Origin of the sequence: Streptomyces sp. NPDC051738 (genome assembly GCF_044453205.1) — a bacterium.
Lineage (GTDB): Bacteria > Actinomycetota > Actinomycetes > Streptomycetales > Streptomycetaceae > Streptomyces.
Map to the genome: position 1 here is coordinate 16,046 of NZ_JBITCM010000042.1, position 16,741 is coordinate 32,786.

A 16,741-nucleotide genomic window follows, 5' to 3' on the forward strand; every position below is an offset into this window, starting at 1 on the left:
GTCGAGATGACGACACCGCCTGTTGGAGGCTCCATGACCGTTGATGATCAGCCCACCCCCGGCGCCCGCGGCCTCAGCCCCACGTCCTTCCTCGCCGCTGCTTCGGAGCTGAACGCGATCCACGAGGCCCTGTGCACCGCCCAGACATCGCGGGACGAGAAGGACGCCGAGCCCAGCCAGGCCAGCCCGGAGCAGGCACTCGCCGCACTCCTACTGCTCCGCGAAGTGCGCGATCAACTCTCCGAATGGGAACCGGGCCTGATCGAAGAAGCCCGCGCGGCGGGCGCCAGCTGGGCCGACCTGGCCCATCCCCTCGGCGTCTCCAGCCGCCAGGCGGCCGAACGCCGCTACCTGCGTGTACGCCCCGGAAGGCCGGGGGCCACGGGCGAGCAGCGGGTACGGGCCACCCGCGACCGACGCGCCGCCGACCGCACCGTCACCGCCTGGGCCCGCGCCAATGCCGCGGACCTGCGTCAGCTCGCCGGCCAGATCACTGCGCTCACCGACCTCCCCGCCGCAGCCCGCACCCCTCTCGTCGAGCTCAGCGCCGCCCTGGCCGACAACGATGCTGCCGCCCTCGTCGGCCCCCTGGCGGTTACGCACGCGCATCTGGCATCCGACCACCCCGACCTCGCGGCGCGCGTCGATGACATCACCCGCCACACCGACCGGCTCCGACGGCACAGCGGCGACCAGCGCCGGAACCGAGCGTGATCTCCACGACTCGGGATCTTCCCGCGGTACGCAGACTGCGACGACCATCGCGCTCGGCCTCTACATCGCCTGGAACGTCGCCGCGACCATCGCCTCCGTCCCGGCGGGACGCCTGACCGACTGACTCGGCGTGCACGGCCCCGTGCTCGTCCTGGCGGGCGGCGTCGCGGCGTTCGCCGTCTCCTAGGAGCACCCACCATGGCTGAGAAGACCTACACCGTGTCCGACATGAGCTGCGGCCACTGCGCCGCGGGCATCACCGAAGAGGTGGTGGAAGTAGCCGGCGTCACCGCGGTCGATGTCGACGTCCCGACGGGGCGGGTTACCGTACGCGGAGACGCGATCGAGGACGACGCAGTACGGGCAGCGATCACCGAGGCGGGCTACGAGGTCACCGCAGCCGTGCAGAGCGCCGCGGCCTGAGCCGAAGGCCCGGACGGCCGATCGCCCCCGGCCGGCGCGTGCCTCCGGGCGGGCCTGGGCCCCATGGCGCACACAGCCGTGGAGAAGCCGCACCGGTCGTGAAGCAACCTGAACCAGGATGTCGGCCTCTGCGCCGCATAGCGATCGGCCAGAGTCAGATCCAGGATGTCCCAAGAGCTGGGACTGAGCATGCTCAGTATTTCTGGGTGGGGATGCCGCGACGAGCGGGAGGATTGGTGGGTGCTGTCCCGGGTCCGGGGTCTGACTCATGATTTCTCTGACCGAAGTGTCCTGGTGTCACAGTGTCGGCTGGCGGCCGGGGATGGTGCGTTGTCGGTGCCGGGCCGGCGGAGCGTGTCCCGATAGGGGCCTGCCGATCGTTGTGGCGTCCTCACGATTCTGACCGCCCGACGTTGCCTGGTGTCGGCAACGCGACGCGCCAAGGACCGGAAGGAAAGGGCATGTCCAGATCGACCATGTCCAGTACGCCGCCTGCTCCGCAGGCCCGTCGTCGTCGCCCTGTGGGTGAGGTGGTTTTGGGAATGGACACGCACCGGGCCAGGAAGTCGGGAGCTGTGAGGCGGGCCGGGGTGGAGGGGACCGGCTCCTACGGGGCGTCCCTGTCGCGCTATCTGCTGACCCAGGGCATAGCCGTGTTTGACGTGAACCGGATGGACCGGGCAGATCGCCGTCGGCGCGGCAAATCCGATCCGCTTGATGCTCAGAACGCGGCGCGAGCCGTATTGAGCGGGCGGGTCCGCGCCCGGGCGAAAGCGGGCGACGGGCCGGTGCAGATCGCGAGAATGTACAAGCTCACGAAGGTGTCGGCCGTCAAGGCCCGCACGCAGGCCATCAATCAGCTCAAGTCCGTCCTCATAAGTCGGTGCTGTGGGCCACTCGGATTACGCTGGGTCTGCTGGCTCACCGGATCGGTCAGCTCTCCGAGCAGATTCGGGATGTGGACGTCTGGCCCGGCTCGTGGACTGTCATGCCCCGCAGCTGCTGGATGTGGTGGGGATCGGTCCGGATACGGCCGTCGCTTTGCTGGTCACGGTGGGGGACAACCCGGAACGGCTGGACAGTGAGGCGTCCTTCGCTGCGCTGTGCGGGGTCAGTCCTGTCGAGCGTTCCTCGGGACGCCGGCAGTACCGTCGCCTCAACCGCGGCGGCGACCGTCAGGCCAACACCGCGCTCCATCGCATCGTGTTCACCCGCCTGCGGGTCGACCCGCGCACTCAGGACTACTACGAGAGCGCCGGATCAAAGAGGGGAAGACCCGGCGCGAAATCGTCCGTTGCCTCAAACGCTATGCTGCCCGGGAGGTCTTCCACCTGGTCATACAGATACGGCCAGCACCCCGCTTATAGGGGCTGTCGTGAGTCGCTGGGCACCTGGGCGCCATGATCAATGTCGATGAGTTCGGGGTTCTGGCACAGATCTTGGGGAGCGGTCACTGAGGATGACGGTTTCGTTCGAAACCCCGCTGCCCGAATCAAACGCTTACCTCGTAGCCTCTGCACATGACTCGTGATCCGTTCCAGTGCCGCTGCGTCCTCTGCCATGAATACGGTGACCGGGACGAAGCGGACCGCATGGATCTGACGATCATCGAGAATGTGCAGCAGCATGGATGGCACGTCGTAATGGTTCCCGAGGACGAGATCGGTCCTGGTTTCGCATACACGATCGGCCTCGCACACACTCACGGGGCACCTGAACTCGCCCTGTTCGGACTCGATATTCACGCCATGCACCGCATGCTCAACAGACTCGGGGCGAAGTCCTCCGCCGACGCTGTACTGGCTGACGGCCAGAGTCAGCCTGACGTTGTCGATGGTCAGCAAGTCGCGCTAAGGCAGGTCGATCTCCGCTGGTACCGGACCTTCTTCGGGCGGGCCATCGGGTTCTACCGGCGGCCCCCTTTCCCTGTGCTGCAAGTCGCCTGGCCCGACGCGGATGGCCGCTTTCATTGGGAAGAGCAGGCTGAGGAGAAGCATCGGGAGTCCCAGCCTCAGTTGTGGCAGCCGCCGAGTGAGCACCCTGTCGGGATCTGGACGACCGAACTCTGACCTCTAACGTGCTGGCCAGTGGCAGACCAACACCGTCGTGACAGCTATTGAAGCAAGATCATCTTGCGGAGCAGTTCGAATCCGGCTCGGCCGTAGAGCTGTCTCTTGATCTTCTTGATGCGGTTGACGGCGCCCTCGATGCTGCCCGAGTTCCAGTCCAGGGTGAGCCCGGCTGTCACGGCGTCGAAGTCTCGGTGCAGGTGCAGTGCGAAGCCGGTGAGGCCGGGTAGCTGGGGACACCCGTTTGGGGGCAAGCGTGTCGGGTCACGCCCGGCGGACGGGTAGTCGACGGCACATGCCCTTCAGATTCGGTGCGCCGGAAGACGACCACGCCGCGCACCACGGCCATTGGTTCGCTCGGCTCCATCGGTGGGTGCTCAGCTCGTGGATCGGGGTCGTCTGGAACCGGGGGCGCGAGATGGAGCTGATGCACCGTGCCATGGGCTTCGCGGCGCTGAGCTTCCTCACGCTGCTGCCGTTGTTGGTCGTCGTCGCGGCGGCCGACCTCGCGAGAGGTCAGGGCTTCGCCAGGTGGCTGGTCCAGGGCCTCGGTGTGTCGGAGGTGTCGCAGGAGGAGATCGAGCGGATGTTCGGCCAGCCGGGGCAGGCCCTGCAGCGCACCACGGCGCTCGGACTCGCCGCGCTGGCCGCGTTCGGTGTGACCTTCGGCGCGGCCGTACAGACCGGATACGAGCGGGTGTGGGACCTGCCGACGGCGCGCTGGCACACGATGTGGCGCCATGTCGTCTGGCTGGCCGTACTGACCGGCTCCCTGCTGCTGTTCTTCGCCGCGCCCACCCCCGAGGAGGCGTCCGCTCTGAAGTCGGTGCTGGTCGCCGGGGTCGATGTGGTCGGCGCGTTCGTCTTCTTCTGGTGGTCGCAGCGGCTGCTGCTCTGCGGCCGCATCCGCTGGCGGGCGCTCGTGCCGGGGGCCGCGGCGACGGCGCTGGGGCTCCTCGGGCTGCGGGTCTTCTCCCAGCACGTCTTCTCGCCGCTGATCGCCTCGAACACGGTGACGTACGGTCCGTTCGGGACCGTCCTGGTTCTGCAGTCCTGGCTGGTCGGCGTGGGTTTCGTGGTGTACGGAGGGGCTCTGGTCGGCCGGCTCTTCCACGAGCGTCTGGAGCGGCGCTGGCTTCCCGTGCCAGGCGAACGGTGACACCAAGCGGAGCTTGGTGAGTATGTCCCGCTACTTCAAGGGCTTATAGGGATCCAACCGGCTGGGCCTGGGGTGATTCTCACGGAGGGTGTTCTGCCAGTGCGGGGCACTCGCATAGCGCAGCACGGTGTTGAGGCCCCAGCCCAAGTGCCGGGCAATCGCCCGGCGGGAGTGGCCCTGCTTGAGCAGTTCATGGACCAGGGCATGCGCGGCCTTCTTGCGCTGGGCCCGGCGGCCGGCAGGCCCCGGATCTCCTTGCGGCATGTCCGTGTTCGGCGGCGTGGGCGGCGTCGGAACGCGGAGGCACTCGCGGTGGGCGGCGACGCAGGTTTCCGCGGCCCGGCCAAGGCCCTGCCACAGGTGGAACCGGTCGGCGACCTGGAGGGCATCGGGGGCGCCGAGCCGGGCTCCCTCGGCGTAGGCGCCGGCCCGGTCCCGACGGATGATCTCCACGCCGGGATGTGCGGTGAGCCACGCGGCGAGCGGTGCCGCTTCCCGGCCCGGAAGAACGTCGATCGGTCGGTGGCGTTCGCCGTCCGTGATCACGGTGGCATACGACTGTCCGCGCCGGGTGGCGAAATCGTCAACGCCCAGCACCCGCGGCGTGCTGGACTGCGGATCCGGAAGCGCCATGACCCGGCGCAGCAAGGTCATCCTCCCTGCATCAAACCCGAGTTGGGCGGCCAGCCGGGAGCCGGCCCGTCCGGCCAGCGCCAGCCCGATGCGCTCCAGGGTGCGGTTGAGCCGGCGGGTGAAGCGTGCGTACGGGCTGGTCAACGGCGTGAACGGCTCGGCGAACGTCCGGCGCGGGTAGTGGACCGAGCCGCAGATGAACCGCCGGACCGTCAGCAGGATCACGACGTGGAAACGTTCGCCTTCGAGCCCGGCGACATCGCCCTTCTCTGCACGGACGGAGTCATCGAGGCTCGCGACCGGGACGGTACGTTCTACCCGCTTGTGGAACGGGTGGTCAGCAAGTCCGGCAAAGGTCCCGACGCTCTCCTGGCCCACCTGTGCAAGGACCTGTTGCGCCACGTCGGAGGCCACCTGGATGACGATGCCGCCATGGTGGCGATCGAGCGCATGCCGGGGTCATCCTGGACCAGGACGTCCCCTGACAGCGCCGCCCCGTCTCCGTGACGGCCCCGCTTGCGAGGCCGTCACGGAGGACGACAGCCAATCGGCGGCACCGGGCTGAACCAACCCGGGCATAGCCAGCCGCACCTCACGCGGAGATCACCGGCTTGTCGAGCTCGTACACGACGACGATCTTGCTCGTACCTCCACGGTAGGCGGCAGCGCGGACAACCCGCCTGTAGCAGTCGTCCGGGCGGCTGCCCGGAAGCGGATGCGGCTGGGAAGAACGGTGATCGCGGGATCTGCTGCGGTGGGCAGCAGGGCCTCGCCCCAGCGTCCGCTTGATCTTGGCCGGACGGCTACTGCAGCGGGGCAGGTTGCTGAGCCATCAGACCGGCCCGCCAGCGGCGGCTACTCAGGTCCGGCGGGGTGGCGGTCGCGGACGCGGTCGGTACCGTGCGATCGCCTCAAGGTGTGGTCAGTTCGTAAAAGCCCCTGCCGAACGTCGCGGCCACCAGGCGGCGGTGTCCGGCGTCGTACTCGATGTCGTCGACCGGGACCTGTGGCATGCCTCGGCCGAGGCGCAGCCAGCGGCCGCTGCCCGTGGGACTGGTGAACACACCCTGGTCGGTGCTGATGTACAGGATGCCGCCCCGCGCCACGACCAGGTCGTTGACGGGTGCCGCCGGCAGGTTGCCTGACAGGTTCCGCCAGTGCCTGCCGCCGTCGGTGCTGCCGTACACATGGGGCAGCGGGGAGCCGGAGCGGTAGCCGGAGTGTGTGGTCCACACCCGCTGCGGATCCTTGGGGTCGACGATCACCCGGGTCACCCAGGGCAGGCCCTCGGCCAGCTTCGTCCAGGTGGCGCCGTGGTCCCTGGTGACCCAGACGCGGCCGTCGTCCGTGCCGACATAGACGGTGCGTCGGTCGGCCGCCGGGGCGATCGACGTGATGGTGCCGTAGTTGGTGTAGATGGGGTCGGGGCCTGGGCCGCCGGACAGATCCGGGCTGATGGGCTGCCAGGTCTCGCCGCCGTCTGTGGAGCGGTTGAGCATCTCGGAGCCGTAATAGAGGACCTTGGGGTCGCGCGGGTCGAAGACCACCGGCGTGAACCAGTTCCGGCGTTGGTACGTCGTCCTGTCGGCGAAGTACGTGAGGGTGTCGCCGCCGTCTGTGGAGCGGAAGCAGTTTCCGTACTGGTAGCAGGCGAAGACGTTGTCGACGTCGGTCGGGTCGATGAGGTTCTCCTCGCCGTCTCCGCCGAGGTACTCGTTGAACTTCTCCCCGCCCCAGGAGCGTAGCGAGCCGTTGTCCTGGGATCCTCCGGAGATGCGGGTGGTGTCCTGAGGGCTGATCGCCGCGCTGTAGAGCTGGGTGTACGGCTGGTGGCGGGACTTGACCCAGCCGCCGTCGCCGTCCGCGTCGGAGCGGTAGACGCCACCGTCGTTGCCGAGGTAGACGCGGCCGGGGTGGCGCGGGTCCCACACCATGGCGTGGTGGTCGACGTGCATGCTCGTGTCGTCGGCCGTCCAGGTGGCGCCGCCGTCCTTGGTGGTCAGCAGGGCCACCCCGGCCACATGCACGTGCTCGGTGTCCCGGGGGTCGATCCACACCTTGCCGAACCACCAGCCGAAGCTGGACTGCGAGCCCGCGAGGGCCTCGTTGGCGGGGGTGCGGGTCCAGTTGTCGCCGCCGTCGGTGGAAGCGTAGAAACCCTCGAAGGAGCCATTGGCCTTGATGACGATCGCGTAGAGCCGGTCACCCGCGACGGCAAGGCCGATGCGTCCCACGTCCGGGCCCTCGGCGGGCAGGCCGCCGCCGAGCCGTTGCCAGGTCTCGCCGCCGTCCGTGCTGCGGAAGACGCCGGAGCCCACGCCACCGTACGTTCGCAGATCGGGGCGGCGGCGGTGGTCCCACAGCACGGCGTACAGCCGGTCGCCGTCCACCACGACCTCCGTCGCGCCGGTGAACTCGTTGGCGCCGGCGAGGATCCGTTCCCAGGTGGCGCCGCCGTCGTCCGAGCGGTACACGCCCCGGTCGCCGCCGCCGTTGTACAGCGATCCGGCCGCGGCGACGTAGATGCGGCCGGGGTTGGCGGGGTCGATGGTGATGGCGCTGATCGCACCGGAATCGCGCAGGCCGAGGGACGTCCAGTGGGCGCCGCCGTCGGCGCTGCGGTACAGCCCCGTCCCCTCGTACGTGATGCTTCCGCCGCCCGGATTGGGCTCACCGGTACCTACGTACAGGGTGCCGTCCGGGGCGGTGGCGACCGCGCCCATGGCCTGCGTCCAGCTGTCGGGCCACACGGAGTGGAACGTCTCCCCGGCGTCGGTGCTTCGCCACAGCCCGCCGCTCGCGGCCGCCGCGTACAGCGTGTCGGCGCGCTTGGGGTCGAGCGCAAGGGAGACAACCCGCCCGCCGATGTTGGTGGGCCCGACGCCCTTCCAGCGCCCGCCGACGGCGGGAAGTTCCCGCGCCTGTGCCGCGGCGAGGTCATGGGCGTGGCGCGGAATCGACTCTCCCGGCAGGGTCTTCTGGAGGTAGCGGTACTCCGCCGGGGCGGCCGGCCCACGGACCGGTCGGTACACGTCGGACGGCGGGGGCGGCGGCGCGGCGGCCGCCGGTGCCGTGAGCAACGCGGCACCGGTAACCGCGGCGAGAACCAGCGAAAGCAGACCTCTGCCCATGAGACCCCTCTATCGTCATGACCACTTCAAACGCCAAGGACACTACGAGAGAAGGGAGTTGAGTAGAAGGGCGCGATACGGACTCAGTGGCGGAAGGTTCGGGGCGGCGCTCCGCACACCTGGTGCCGTCCCGCACCGCTGCCTTCATCGGCTTCGTCTTCCACGCGGGCCGGCCAGGCGCGCGCTTCGTCGTCGCCGGCGCCGGCATGAACGCTGTAGATGGTGATGAACGATTCCCTTACGGCGGGGGCCATGCGGCGGCCGTCGCCGCAGACGAACACGCGTCCGCCGGCCTTGAGGTGCGTCCAGACCTCGTCGCCCTCCGCGGCGATGCGGCGCTGGACGACGCGGGCGCGGTCCTTGGCCGGCGCGCTGAAGGTGGGGCGCAGGCCGATGGCTCCGGCTCGCTCGGCGGCTTCGAGTTCCTCGCGGTGGAGGTGGTCGATGTTGGGGTGGTCGCAGCCGACGTAGCACGGCGGGGTGCCGGTGGCGCCGGTGCGGTGGCGGTCGAGGACGGGGCCGCGGAAGGGGGCCAGTCGTGCTGGGTGGTGACAGGGCCGGGTGTGCGGTGTGCGCCGAAGGCTTGGCCCGGCCCCGACGTCACCGGGTGATAGCGGCTCGGCACCGGCGCGTCAGTGGTCCCCGGGCCTGGGCGGTCAGACATTGACCTTCCGCAGCAGACGGGTCGGGATCCGGGCCAGCAGGTACTCGACGACGGCCCAGGGCACTCGGGGCACCGATGCGTGGACGGCGCCGGACTCGATGCGGTCCATGATCTTGCGGGCGCCCGTGCGGGTGTCGATGAGGAACGGTCGTTTGTCGCCCAGGGATTCGTTGATCGGGGTGTCGATGTAGCCCGGGGCGACCGTGGTCACGGTGATGCCGCTGTTCCACAGCTCGCCCCGGAGCGACTGAAGGTACCTCGTGAGCCCCGCCTTGGAAGCGCAGTACGGCGCCCCGCCCGGCAGGCCCGCCGCGGCCACGACGGAGGTGAAGCCCACCACCTGCCCGCCGCCCTTGCTGCGGAAGTGTGCGACGGCCGCGTCGATGGTCGCCATCGCACCCAGCAGATTGACGTCGACCACCGCGCGGTGCGCCTCGAAGCGGCCCTCCCCGATGTTGCCCCAGTCGTCGGCCCCCGCGTTGGCGATGACCATTCCGAGGCCGCCGAACTGCCGGGCCGCGTCGTCGATCGTCCGCGCCACGGCCTCGTGCTCGGTCACGTCGAGGGCGGCCACGGCCACCGAACGCTGCGGGAACGCGGCGGTGAGCTGTGCTCGCAGTTCTTCCAGGACCTCGATTCTGCGCGCGGTGAGGTACACGTCGTAGCCGCGGGCGCACAGCTCGGCTGCCAGCGCCTTGCCGATGCCCGAGCTGGCACCGGTCAGGAACGCGGTTCTTGCGGGCAGCGGGGGCCGGCCCGGGTCGACGAAGGGCAGCTTCCCGAGCAGGCGGCGCGCGGTGGGCAGTTCAGTGCTGTTCATCGGTCACCGTTCCTGTGATCCGCGAGCGCTTTCATCGTGCGTCCGTCCGGGGCGGACCTGCAGCACATTTCCTCCTGGATGACTGTCATGCGCTGCTCCTTCCAGGGGTGTCTGAGCGGGGGGCATCGGCCCGTCGTCATCATGACCACTCATCCAAAGTTGTGTCAACAATGGTGACACCTGTACTGACACCATGGGTGGCACCACTGTTGACACCGATGGATCGGCAAGCCAGAGTGAGGGCGCCGAAGCTCGGCATGTCCATGCGATGAAGGGACTCAGGAATGCGCGTTGAAGCGGGTGGATGGCTTCTGGGAGCCGCCGCGGCGGGCGCCGGGGCACTGTGGTTGTGGCGCCACCAGGACGAGGTGATGACCCGCCGCACGGTCAATGAGTGGACGTTCACTCACATGAATCTCCTCCTGCCCACCGAAGACGTCCGCCGCAGCGGGGATGTGTTCCCCCTGCCCAGGCGACCGCACCCCCTGGAAGTGACCTACGGCTTCGAGGGGCGGGAGCGGAGCCTTGCCGAACTGCACGCCCGAACGAACACCACCTCCTTCGTCGTGCTGCATGGCGGCGAGATCGTCCACGAGTCGTATCCGGGGTACTTCGCCCAGAGCGACGTACGGTTCCAGATGTTCTCGATCACCAAATCGGTGACGTCGATGCTGATCGGGATCGCCATCGACGAGGGGGCGATCAAGGATGTGACCGATCCGGTGACGGCGTACCGCAGAGAGCTGGTGGGCTCCGCCTTCGACGGCGTGACCATCGAGCATCTGCTCGACATGAGCAGCGGAGTGGGTGACCTGGTGGAGGACCACACCGATCGGGACAGTCTGATCAACCGGTTCGCCAAGGCCACTACAGGGGGCGGCTCACTGCACGAGGTCGTGTCCTCAGCCGAGCGTTCGACCGAGGCCAACACACAGTTCAGCTACTCGACGATCGACACCCAGGTCCTGGGATGGGTGCTGGAGTCCGCCACCGGCCGCTCCCTCGCGCAGTACGCCACGGAGCGCCTCTGGAGCCGCATCGGCGCTGAGCGCGACGCGTACTACTGGCTCACCCGGGGGCATCCGCGTACCGCGATCGCCGGCGGCTCACTCAATGCCACCGCCCGCGACATGGCCCGGCTTGGGCTGCTGATGTCCAGGGGCGGAGAGCTGAACAGGCAGCGCATCGTGCCCGAGGAATGGGTGAAGCGCAGCCGGGGACGCGGGGTGCCGCACCTGGAGGTCGGGGCGCTGGGCCCCAGCGGCTACCCGCATTACGGGTACAGCAACAAGTGGTGGACACTCGGCGGCGAGCGATGTCCGTTCACCGGGGTGGGGATCCACGGCCAGTACCTGTATGTGGACCCGGACGCCGACGTGGTGATCGTCAAGACCAGCGCGTGGCCGACGGCGGACGACCCCTCGCGTGATGCGGAGTCCATCACGGCGCTGCGGGCGGTGGCCGACCATCTGCACGAGGACCACCGTTGACAACGCCGTCGATAAGATGACGGCCATGACACGCGCGAAGACCAACTCGGCAGGAGCCACTCCCGCGCGGCGGAAGCAGCGTCCGGCATCCTTCCTCACTCCGGATCTGATCCTGGACACCGCGATGGCCGTGATCGAGAGGGACGGTCCTGAGTCGCTCACCTTCCGTCGGCTGGGCACTGATCTGGGCGCCGACCACACAGCCGTCCTGCGGCACTTCCGCAACAAGGACGACCTGCTGCTCGGCCTGGCCGCCCGGCTGGTCGGCGATGCCCTGCACGACTTCGCACCGTCGGAAAGCTGGCGCGAGACCCTCGCGTCGCTCGCCCGACGGATCCGTGCCGCATGCCTGCGGCACCCGGGCGTGGCCGTCCTGGTCGCGGCCCGCACCTCGCGGCGCGAGCCGGAGTTCCAGGGTGCCGACGTTGTCATCGGAGCCCTGCTCCAGGCCGGCCTCCATGGACGCGAAGCGGCCTCGTACTACCGGGTCCTGGCCGAAATGGCACTCGCCGCCAGCGCCTTCGAGGCTTCCTTCAATGTGCTGGACAAGACCGCTCAGGAAGGCGACCGGCTGGCCTGGCGCCGCGAGTACCTGACGGCCTCGCCACAGCGGTACCCGAACCTGGCACAGGTCGCCCCCTATCTCGCGGAAATCGACGAAGAGGACCAGTTCGAGACCGCGCTCGGCCTGCTCCTCGACGCCGTGGAGCTCCGCGCGCAACGCGCCCGCGCAGAAGGAAGCGAACACACGGGGAACTGACGCCTCGCCGGGCAACAGGGAAATGGGTGAGACCGCAAGCGCCGGCGGAGTCCCTGCCGGCTTGGAAGACGTGGCGGCCATCGACCTCGCCTTCGCCGTGTGTGGACGGGCGAGGGAATCACCGAGCATGCGCAGGGGCGCATCCGGCTGCGGGGCGCGTCGAAAGCGTCGCTTCGGTACACCCTGCCCGTCGCCGACTGCTTCTGTATCCCCTGGTCCTGCACACAGAATCAGCACGGAGGGCGCCGTGCGTGGTGCAGCTCGGCGCCCTCCGCTGTCCGTCGTCGTCTTTGCGCTATGACCAGGGCAGGACCAGGGCGCCCCAGGCGACGATGGGGCCGAGGGCGACGATTCCGCCGGTGTAGCCGATGACCTGGCGGTAGAAGCGGCGGGTGTCCACCCCACGGGCGTTGCTGAGGACGAGTGCTCCGTTGGTGGAGAAGGGAGAGGTGTCGACGATCGTCGTGGAGACGGCGAGCGCGGCGATCAGTCCGGCGGCACTGAGGTGGCTGGAGAGCAGCAGCGGTACGGCGATGGGGATGATCGCTGTGAGGATCGCGGTGGAGGAGGCGAAGGCGGAGGTGATGGCCACGGTGAAGCACAGGAGCAGGGCGACGACGAGCGGGGCGCCCAGGTTGGCGGCGTGTTCGGAGATCTCCTCGATGATGCCGGCCTTCTCCAGCATCGCGATGTACGTCATCATGCCCGCGACCAGAAGCAGGGTGGACCAGCTGACGCCGTCCACGGCCTTCTCCTGCCGCTTCATGTCCACCAGAGCCAGCAGGGCGCCGGCGGCCAGCGCAAGGAAGCCGATCTCCAGGTGGAAGCCGAGCGCGCCGACGACGAGGGCCACCAGAGAGGCGAGGGTGAGCCACTGCCGCCAGTCGGGCCTGCCGGAGACGGCGAGGTCCTCGTCGTCGGCTGCCTGTGCGGCGCCCTCGACCAGCGGGGCGGGACGCTTGGCGAGCAGGGCGTAGGTGAGGATCGAGAGCACCAGGTTGATCAGGAAGCTGGCGCTGAACAGCGCCACGGCGGACACCTGCAGATCGGTCTTGTCGACGAGGCCGAGCACCAGCGCACCGGAGACGGCCAGCGGGGAGAACGCGCCCGCGTGCCCGCCGCTGATCACCATCATGCCGACGACCAGCGGGTTGAGCTTGTAGCGGTAGGCGAAGTTCATGCCGATCGGCGCGAGGATCGCGACCGCGGCCGGGGTGAACGTACCGAACGCCGTCAGCAGGGCGGCCACCAGGAACAGCACCCAGGGGATGAGCTCTACCTTGCCGCGTACCAGCCGCACCCCGGCCGCGACGAGCCAGTCGATGGTGCCGTTGCGGCGGGCGACGGAGAACAGGTAGGTGACTCCGACGATGGTGACGAAGAGCTTCGCCGGGAACCCCTCGAAGATCTCGTCCTCGGTGAGGCCGAGCGAGGCGGTGCCGACCGCGAAGGTGGCCACGAAGGCGAGGATGCCCAGGTTGATCGGCAGCACGGTGCCGACCACGAACATCACCAGCAGGGCGCCTATGGAGATCACTTCAGCAGACATCTTTGTCCTTGGTGCGGTGGGGACGGGGTGGCGCGCCGCGAGGGCGCGAGGGTATCCCGGTGTGGACGGCTGGGAGCCGGCCTGACCGAGGTGATGTTCGTCGCGGCTCAGGCGGCTTGCGGGCTGCCTGCTTCCGGTACGTAGATTCGGGCGTCGGCGAGCAGACGGGCCGCGCGCTGCACGGTGACCCGGTGCGGCAGGCCGTCCCTTACATCGGTGCAGCGGACCGCGACGACGCCGGCGGGCGTGCCGAGGCGCAACCACTCGTCGGTCGGGCCGCCCGTGGTCCGGGAGACCACGGACCCTTCCAGCAGCCCGGCCGCCGCGACGGCGACGGCAGAGGTCAGGCCGATCGCGGGGTGTGGGGCGTTCATGGTGAGCATGCGCACCGAGACGTCGTAGTCCTCGGCCCCGATCGGTTCACCGAGGGTGGTGGTGTACGGCACCGGCGGGCCGACCAGGCCCACCTTGGGCACCGCGTCGCCCGGTTCCTCACCCGGCTGGTCCAGACCCATCAGGGGTGCGGCGGTATGACGGACGGTGCGCAGCCAGGGGACGTCTGCGCTCATCCGCTCCAGCGATTCGGCACCGGTACGCCCGGCACTGGCGGCATCGACAAGGACGACCGGAGCTCCTGCGGTCACCATGCTCACGCGTACCGGCTCGGCGGCGCCGACCCGCAGGTCCTGGGCGGCCTGGCCGGTGGGGAGCAGCGAGCCGGTGGTGCCACCGGCGGGGTCGCGGAAGGTGAGGCCGACCGCGACCCCGCCGGCACGGGTGCCGGGTACCGTCTGGCGGCCGAAGTGGTGCACCACGCCTCCGGGGGTGTCGACGATCCCTTCGAGGACCGCGCCGGTATTGGTGTTGCGCATCACCACGCGCGTCCGGTCGCCGGTGACCGGAACCATTCCTTTGGTCACCGCGTACAGGGCGACGCCGGTGGCGCAGTTGCCGCAGTTGCTCGTCCACTCCACCGAGCCCGTCCCGATGCCGACTTGAGCGAACAGGTAGTCGACGTCGACGCCAGGCTGGGGTGAGGCGCTGACCACGGCCGCTTTCGAGGTGGTGGGGGTTGCCCCGCCCACCCCGTCCAGTTCCACGGGATCAGCGGCGCCGTACGCGGCGACCAGCAGCCTTTCGAGGTCGCCACGGTCGGCAGGGACTTCGACCTGGTTGAACAGCCAGCACTTGCTTGTGCCGCCACGCACCAGGGTCGCGGGAATGTGCACGTCTGAGGCTCTTCCTGGATCAACGGAGGTAGGGAAAGGGCCGAGGCAGCGGTTACGGGCGCATTGCGGGCCGGTGAACCGCTCGGCGATTGCGGAGACATTCGCAGAGGCATGACTTCGGAGCAATCGCAGTTCGCTTCACCTGGGTTTAGCTCAGCTAAAGTCGACGGCATGCTCAACGTGCGCCGTCTGCTGCTGCTCACCGAGGCCACCGAACGCGGTTCACTCACTGCCGCGGCGGAAGCCCTCGGCATGACCACCTCCGCCGCCTCCCAGCAGATGTCCCTGCTGGAGCAGGAGGCAGGGCAGCCCCTCATCGAGCGGCTGCCACGCGGAATCCGCCCCACCCCGGCGGGTGCCGCGCTGGTCGAACGCGGTCAGACCATCCGCCGGGAGCTCCGTGCCGCCCAGGCCGACCTGGACTCCTTCACCGCCCTCGACCAGGGCACCTTGCGGCTCGGTTCCTTCCCCACGGCGAGCGCGTCCCTGCTGCCGCTGGCGCTCACGCGTTTCCGACGTCGCCACGCCGGCATCCGCATCGAGGTACGCGCCGGAGTCCTCGCGGAGCTCAGGGAGATGCTGCACACCGGCGAGGTGGAGCAGGGGCTGCTCTGGGACTACGAATGGAACCGCCTCGACGATCCCGCGCTTGCCCTCACCCACCTGCTGGACGACCCCACGGTGCTGGTCGTCCCCGCCGACTCGCCCCTGCGCACACATCCCTCCGTGCGCCTCGGCGACCTCGCCGGCCAGGAGTGGATCATCCGCGCCGACAACCACCCCGTCGCCGACGTCCTGCGCCGAAGCTGTCGCCAGGCGGGATTCGAGCCGCGCATCGCCTACTCCTCGCACGACTACCAGGAGGCGCAGGCCATGGTCGCCGCCGGTCTCGGCATCGCGCTCGCACCCCGCCTGGCCCTCACCAGCCGACGCAGCGACGTACGCCTCCTGCCGTTCGCCTCCGACGTCCCGGCCCCCACCCGCCGCATCCTCCTCGCGCGCGCCGCGGCCCGCCCCGCCACCCCACCCGCCCAGGCGATGGCCCGCGTCCTGCGCACGGTGGCGCAGCGATTCACCGCCCCAGACCTGCACCGGACCCAGCTCGGGGCGGTCCGGCGGGGCTGACGGTGCGGCCACGAGCTGCGCCCCCAAGCAGCGGGGGTGGCGGTAGCGGCCTGTGTCGACGGCGGTGTCGACGACCAACTCGGCCACCAGATCCGGCCGGACCGTTTGGTACTGCAGCTCGCCGCCGGCGCCCCAGCCGGCGCTTTCCCTGTCAAGTTCAGCGTGTCGACGCGATCCATCGGTCACGGGGCAGCGAGTTGTGACGGGCGGGCTCCGCAGCCTGTTCCGCCGCTGGACCTGACCGGCAAGACGACGCCGCCCCTCCCGCAGGATGCGGGGGAGGGGCGGCGTTGGTCGGCGGGCGGCTTGGGCAGGTCATGCAAGTGCGTTCGTTCAACGCACATCCCCTCCAGATGGGGAGGTCAACAGCCCTTGGGATGCGCCTCAGGCCCGGTCGCCGCGTTCCCGTTGCTTTCGGCCTGGCCTCGCAGCGCTGATGGGAAGTGCTGAGCCAGTTCCCGCTTGAACGCATCCGTGTCGCCTTCCAGGGCGACTGCGGCCAACCGCGCGTGCTCGGCGGCGATGTCGTGCAGGTCGCTGTAGGAGGGGTGGTCGACCAGGAGGTAGAGGCGCAACTTGGTCTCCCAGCCGTTCCAGAGGCTGCGCAGAGTGCCGTGTCCCGACAGGTCGTAGAACAGCCCGTGGAATTGAAGGTGCGCGTCGACGCTGGACGCCTCGACCGCGACCGCCGCGCCATCTCCGTCCTGCCCAACCCGTTCGGCGCCCCCGACCTCGCTGGCTAAGAACTGATCAGCACCCAGCTGAGGCTCCGATTCAGCCTTGTCTGAACCAGAGAGAAGGGGGCGGCTCGTAGGGCCTGCCGCTGATTCTATGGATGGATGACGCCAGAGGTGAACCAGCCGCGCGCGGTGGCTTCTGCTGAACCGCTCCGGGTCTGATGGAGGCTCGATTCCCTGAGAGGATCGAGTCATGGCCGGTCCGTCCCCCTACCCTCCCGAGCTTCGTGAGCGTGCG

General features: G+C 69.3%; 18 protein-coding genes. 11 read left to right on the top strand and 7 right to left on the bottom strand.

Features of this window, described 5'->3' with window-relative positions:
* The first annotated feature begins 33 nt into the window (after window positions 1-33).
* From ACIA8X_RS46260 to ACIA8X_RS46280, 5 genes are all read left to right on the top strand, one after another.
* Entirely contained in the window at window positions 34-714 is a 681-nt protein-coding gene (locus tag ACIA8X_RS46260) for a type III effector protein (protein WP_399460761.1), read from the top strand.
* A gap of 198 nt (window positions 715-912) precedes the next feature.
* Complete coding sequence (locus ACIA8X_RS46265; protein WP_399460762.1) at window positions 913-1,137, top strand: heavy-metal-associated domain-containing protein; 225 nt, start codon at window positions 913-915, stop codon at window positions 1,135-1,137.
* A gap of 542 nt (window positions 1,138-1,679) precedes the next feature.
* Window positions 1,680-2,222, top strand: a complete 543-nt coding sequence (locus ACIA8X_RS46270) for a transposase (RefSeq protein WP_399460771.1) — start codon at window positions 1,680-1,682, stop codon at window positions 2,220-2,222.
* Window positions 2,191-2,541, top strand: coding sequence for a transposase (locus ACIA8X_RS46275; protein WP_399460763.1), 351 nt, complete (start codon window positions 2,191-2,193; stop codon window positions 2,539-2,541). Before ACIA8X_RS46270 ends, ACIA8X_RS46275 begins: the two co-directional genes overlap by 32 nt.
* A gap of 116 nt (window positions 2,542-2,657) precedes the next feature.
* Window positions 2,658-3,206: a DUF4262 domain-containing protein gene (locus ACIA8X_RS46280; RefSeq protein WP_393462686.1), complete on the top strand. Its 549-nt coding sequence runs from the start codon at window positions 2,658-2,660 to the stop codon at window positions 3,204-3,206.
* Between the two features lie 44 nt (window positions 3,207-3,250).
* On the opposite strand, the gene ACIA8X_RS46285 is transcribed toward ACIA8X_RS46280, so the two are convergent.
* A complete protein-coding gene (locus ACIA8X_RS46285; RefSeq protein ID WP_393462685.1) occupies window positions 3,251-3,385 on the bottom strand; it encodes a hypothetical protein in 135 nt (44 codons plus the stop codon).
* A 116-nt stretch (window positions 3,386-3,501) separates the two neighbouring features.
* On the opposite strand from ACIA8X_RS46285, the gene ACIA8X_RS46290 reads away from it, so the two are divergent.
* The gene (locus ACIA8X_RS46290; RefSeq protein ID WP_399460764.1) at window positions 3,502-4,365 is read left to right on the top strand and encodes a YhjD/YihY/BrkB family envelope integrity protein; all 864 of its coding nucleotides are present in this window, start codon (window positions 3,502-3,504) and stop codon (window positions 4,363-4,365) included.
* Window positions 4,366-4,395: 30 nt separating this feature from the next.
* Here the strand turns inward: ACIA8X_RS46290 and ACIA8X_RS46295 are convergent, their stop codons facing one another.
* Window positions 4,396-5,223 (bottom strand): transposase, encoded by an 828-nt coding sequence (locus ACIA8X_RS46295; RefSeq protein WP_399460765.1) that lies wholly within the window; start codon window positions 5,221-5,223, stop codon window positions 4,396-4,398.
* Window positions 5,224-5,226: 3 nt separating this feature from the next.
* Here ACIA8X_RS46295 and ACIA8X_RS46300 point away from each other — a divergent pair, with 3 nt between their 5' ends.
* The gene (locus ACIA8X_RS46300) at window positions 5,227-5,505 is read left to right on the top strand and encodes a SpoIIE family protein phosphatase (protein ID WP_399460766.1); all 279 of its coding nucleotides are present in this window, start codon (window positions 5,227-5,229) and stop codon (window positions 5,503-5,505) included.
* A 404-nt stretch (window positions 5,506-5,909) separates the two neighbouring features.
* On the opposite strand, the gene ACIA8X_RS46305 is transcribed toward ACIA8X_RS46300, so the two are convergent.
* Entirely contained in the window at window positions 5,910-8,129 is a 2,220-nt protein-coding gene (locus ACIA8X_RS46305) for a WD40/YVTN/BNR-like repeat-containing protein (protein WP_399460767.1), read from the bottom strand.
* 122 nt (window positions 8,130-8,251) lie between these two features.
* Between ACIA8X_RS46305 and ACIA8X_RS46310 the strand changes: the two genes are divergently transcribed.
* Entirely contained in the window at window positions 8,252-8,740 is a 489-nt protein-coding gene (locus ACIA8X_RS46310) for a hypothetical protein (protein WP_399460768.1), read from the top strand.
* Window positions 8,741-8,785: 45 nt separating this feature from the next.
* Here the strand turns inward: ACIA8X_RS46310 and ACIA8X_RS46315 are convergent, their stop codons facing one another.
* A complete protein-coding gene (locus tag ACIA8X_RS46315; RefSeq protein ID WP_399460769.1) occupies window positions 8,786-9,613 on the bottom strand; it encodes an SDR family NAD(P)-dependent oxidoreductase in 828 nt (275 codons plus the stop codon).
* 284 nt (window positions 9,614-9,897) lie between these two features.
* On the opposite strand from ACIA8X_RS46315, the gene ACIA8X_RS46320 reads away from it, so the two are divergent.
* Together ACIA8X_RS46320 and ACIA8X_RS46325 are read left to right on the top strand one after the other, a co-directional pair.
* Complete coding sequence (locus ACIA8X_RS46320; RefSeq protein ID WP_399460770.1) at window positions 9,898-11,103, top strand: serine hydrolase domain-containing protein; 1,206 nt, start codon at window positions 9,898-9,900, stop codon at window positions 11,101-11,103.
* A 25-nt stretch (window positions 11,104-11,128) separates the two neighbouring features.
* The gene (locus ACIA8X_RS46325) at window positions 11,129-11,863 is read left to right on the top strand and encodes a TetR/AcrR family transcriptional regulator (RefSeq protein WP_393462677.1); all 735 of its coding nucleotides are present in this window, start codon (window positions 11,129-11,131) and stop codon (window positions 11,861-11,863) included.
* 295 nt (window positions 11,864-12,158) lie between these two features.
* Here ACIA8X_RS46325 and ACIA8X_RS46330 read toward each other — a convergent pair whose 3' ends face one another.
* Together ACIA8X_RS46330 and ACIA8X_RS46335 are read right to left on the bottom strand one after the other, a co-directional pair.
* Window positions 12,159-13,412, bottom strand: coding sequence for an SLC13 family permease (locus ACIA8X_RS46330; RefSeq protein WP_393462676.1), 1,254 nt, complete (start codon window positions 13,410-13,412; stop codon window positions 12,159-12,161).
* Window positions 13,413-13,519: 107 nt separating this feature from the next.
* Window positions 13,520-14,641: a PrpF domain-containing protein gene (locus ACIA8X_RS46335; RefSeq protein WP_393462675.1), complete on the bottom strand. Its 1,122-nt coding sequence runs from the start codon at window positions 14,639-14,641 to the stop codon at window positions 13,520-13,522.
* Window positions 14,642-14,812: 171 nt separating this feature from the next.
* Here ACIA8X_RS46335 and ACIA8X_RS46340 point away from each other — a divergent pair, with 171 nt between their 5' ends.
* The gene (locus tag ACIA8X_RS46340) at window positions 14,813-15,766 is read left to right on the top strand and encodes a LysR family transcriptional regulator (RefSeq protein WP_393462674.1); all 954 of its coding nucleotides are present in this window, start codon (window positions 14,813-14,815) and stop codon (window positions 15,764-15,766) included.
* Between the two features lie 362 nt (window positions 15,767-16,128).
* Here ACIA8X_RS46340 and ACIA8X_RS46345 read toward each other — a convergent pair whose 3' ends face one another.
* Complete coding sequence (locus ACIA8X_RS46345) at window positions 16,129-16,404, bottom strand: hypothetical protein (protein ID WP_399460772.1); 276 nt, start codon at window positions 16,402-16,404, stop codon at window positions 16,129-16,131.
* Window positions 16,405-16,741 lie beyond the last annotated feature (337 nt).

Coding starts and splice junctions, on each gene's coding strand:
- ACIA8X_RS46260 (WP_399460761.1), top strand. CDS start 34: ATGACCGTTGATGATCAGCCCACCCCCGGCGCCCGCGGCCTCAGCCCC.
- ACIA8X_RS46305 (WP_399460767.1), bottom strand. CDS start 8,129: ATGGGCAGAGGTCTGCTTTCGCTGGTTCTCGCCGCGGTTACCGGTGCC.
- ACIA8X_RS46325 (WP_393462677.1), top strand. CDS start 11,129: ATGACACGCGCGAAGACCAACTCGGCAGGAGCCACTCCCGCGCGGCGG.
- ACIA8X_RS46280 (WP_393462686.1), top strand. CDS start 2,658: ATGACTCGTGATCCGTTCCAGTGCCGCTGCGTCCTCTGCCATGAATAC.
- ACIA8X_RS46265 (WP_399460762.1), top strand. CDS start 913: ATGGCTGAGAAGACCTACACCGTGTCCGACATGAGCTGCGGCCACTGC.
- ACIA8X_RS46330 (WP_393462676.1), bottom strand. CDS start 13,412: ATGTCTGCTGAAGTGATCTCCATAGGCGCCCTGCTGGTGATGTTCGTG.
- ACIA8X_RS46320 (WP_399460770.1), top strand. CDS start 9,898: ATGCGCGTTGAAGCGGGTGGATGGCTTCTGGGAGCCGCCGCGGCGGGC.
- ACIA8X_RS46315 (WP_399460769.1), bottom strand. CDS start 9,613: ATGAACAGCACTGAACTGCCCACCGCGCGCCGCCTGCTCGGGAAGCTG.
- ACIA8X_RS46340 (WP_393462674.1), top strand. CDS start 14,813: ATGCTCAACGTGCGCCGTCTGCTGCTGCTCACCGAGGCCACCGAACGC.
- ACIA8X_RS46270 (WP_399460771.1), top strand. CDS start 1,680: ATGGACACGCACCGGGCCAGGAAGTCGGGAGCTGTGAGGCGGGCCGGG.
- ACIA8X_RS46290 (WP_399460764.1), top strand. CDS start 3,502: ATGCCCTTCAGATTCGGTGCGCCGGAAGACGACCACGCCGCGCACCAC.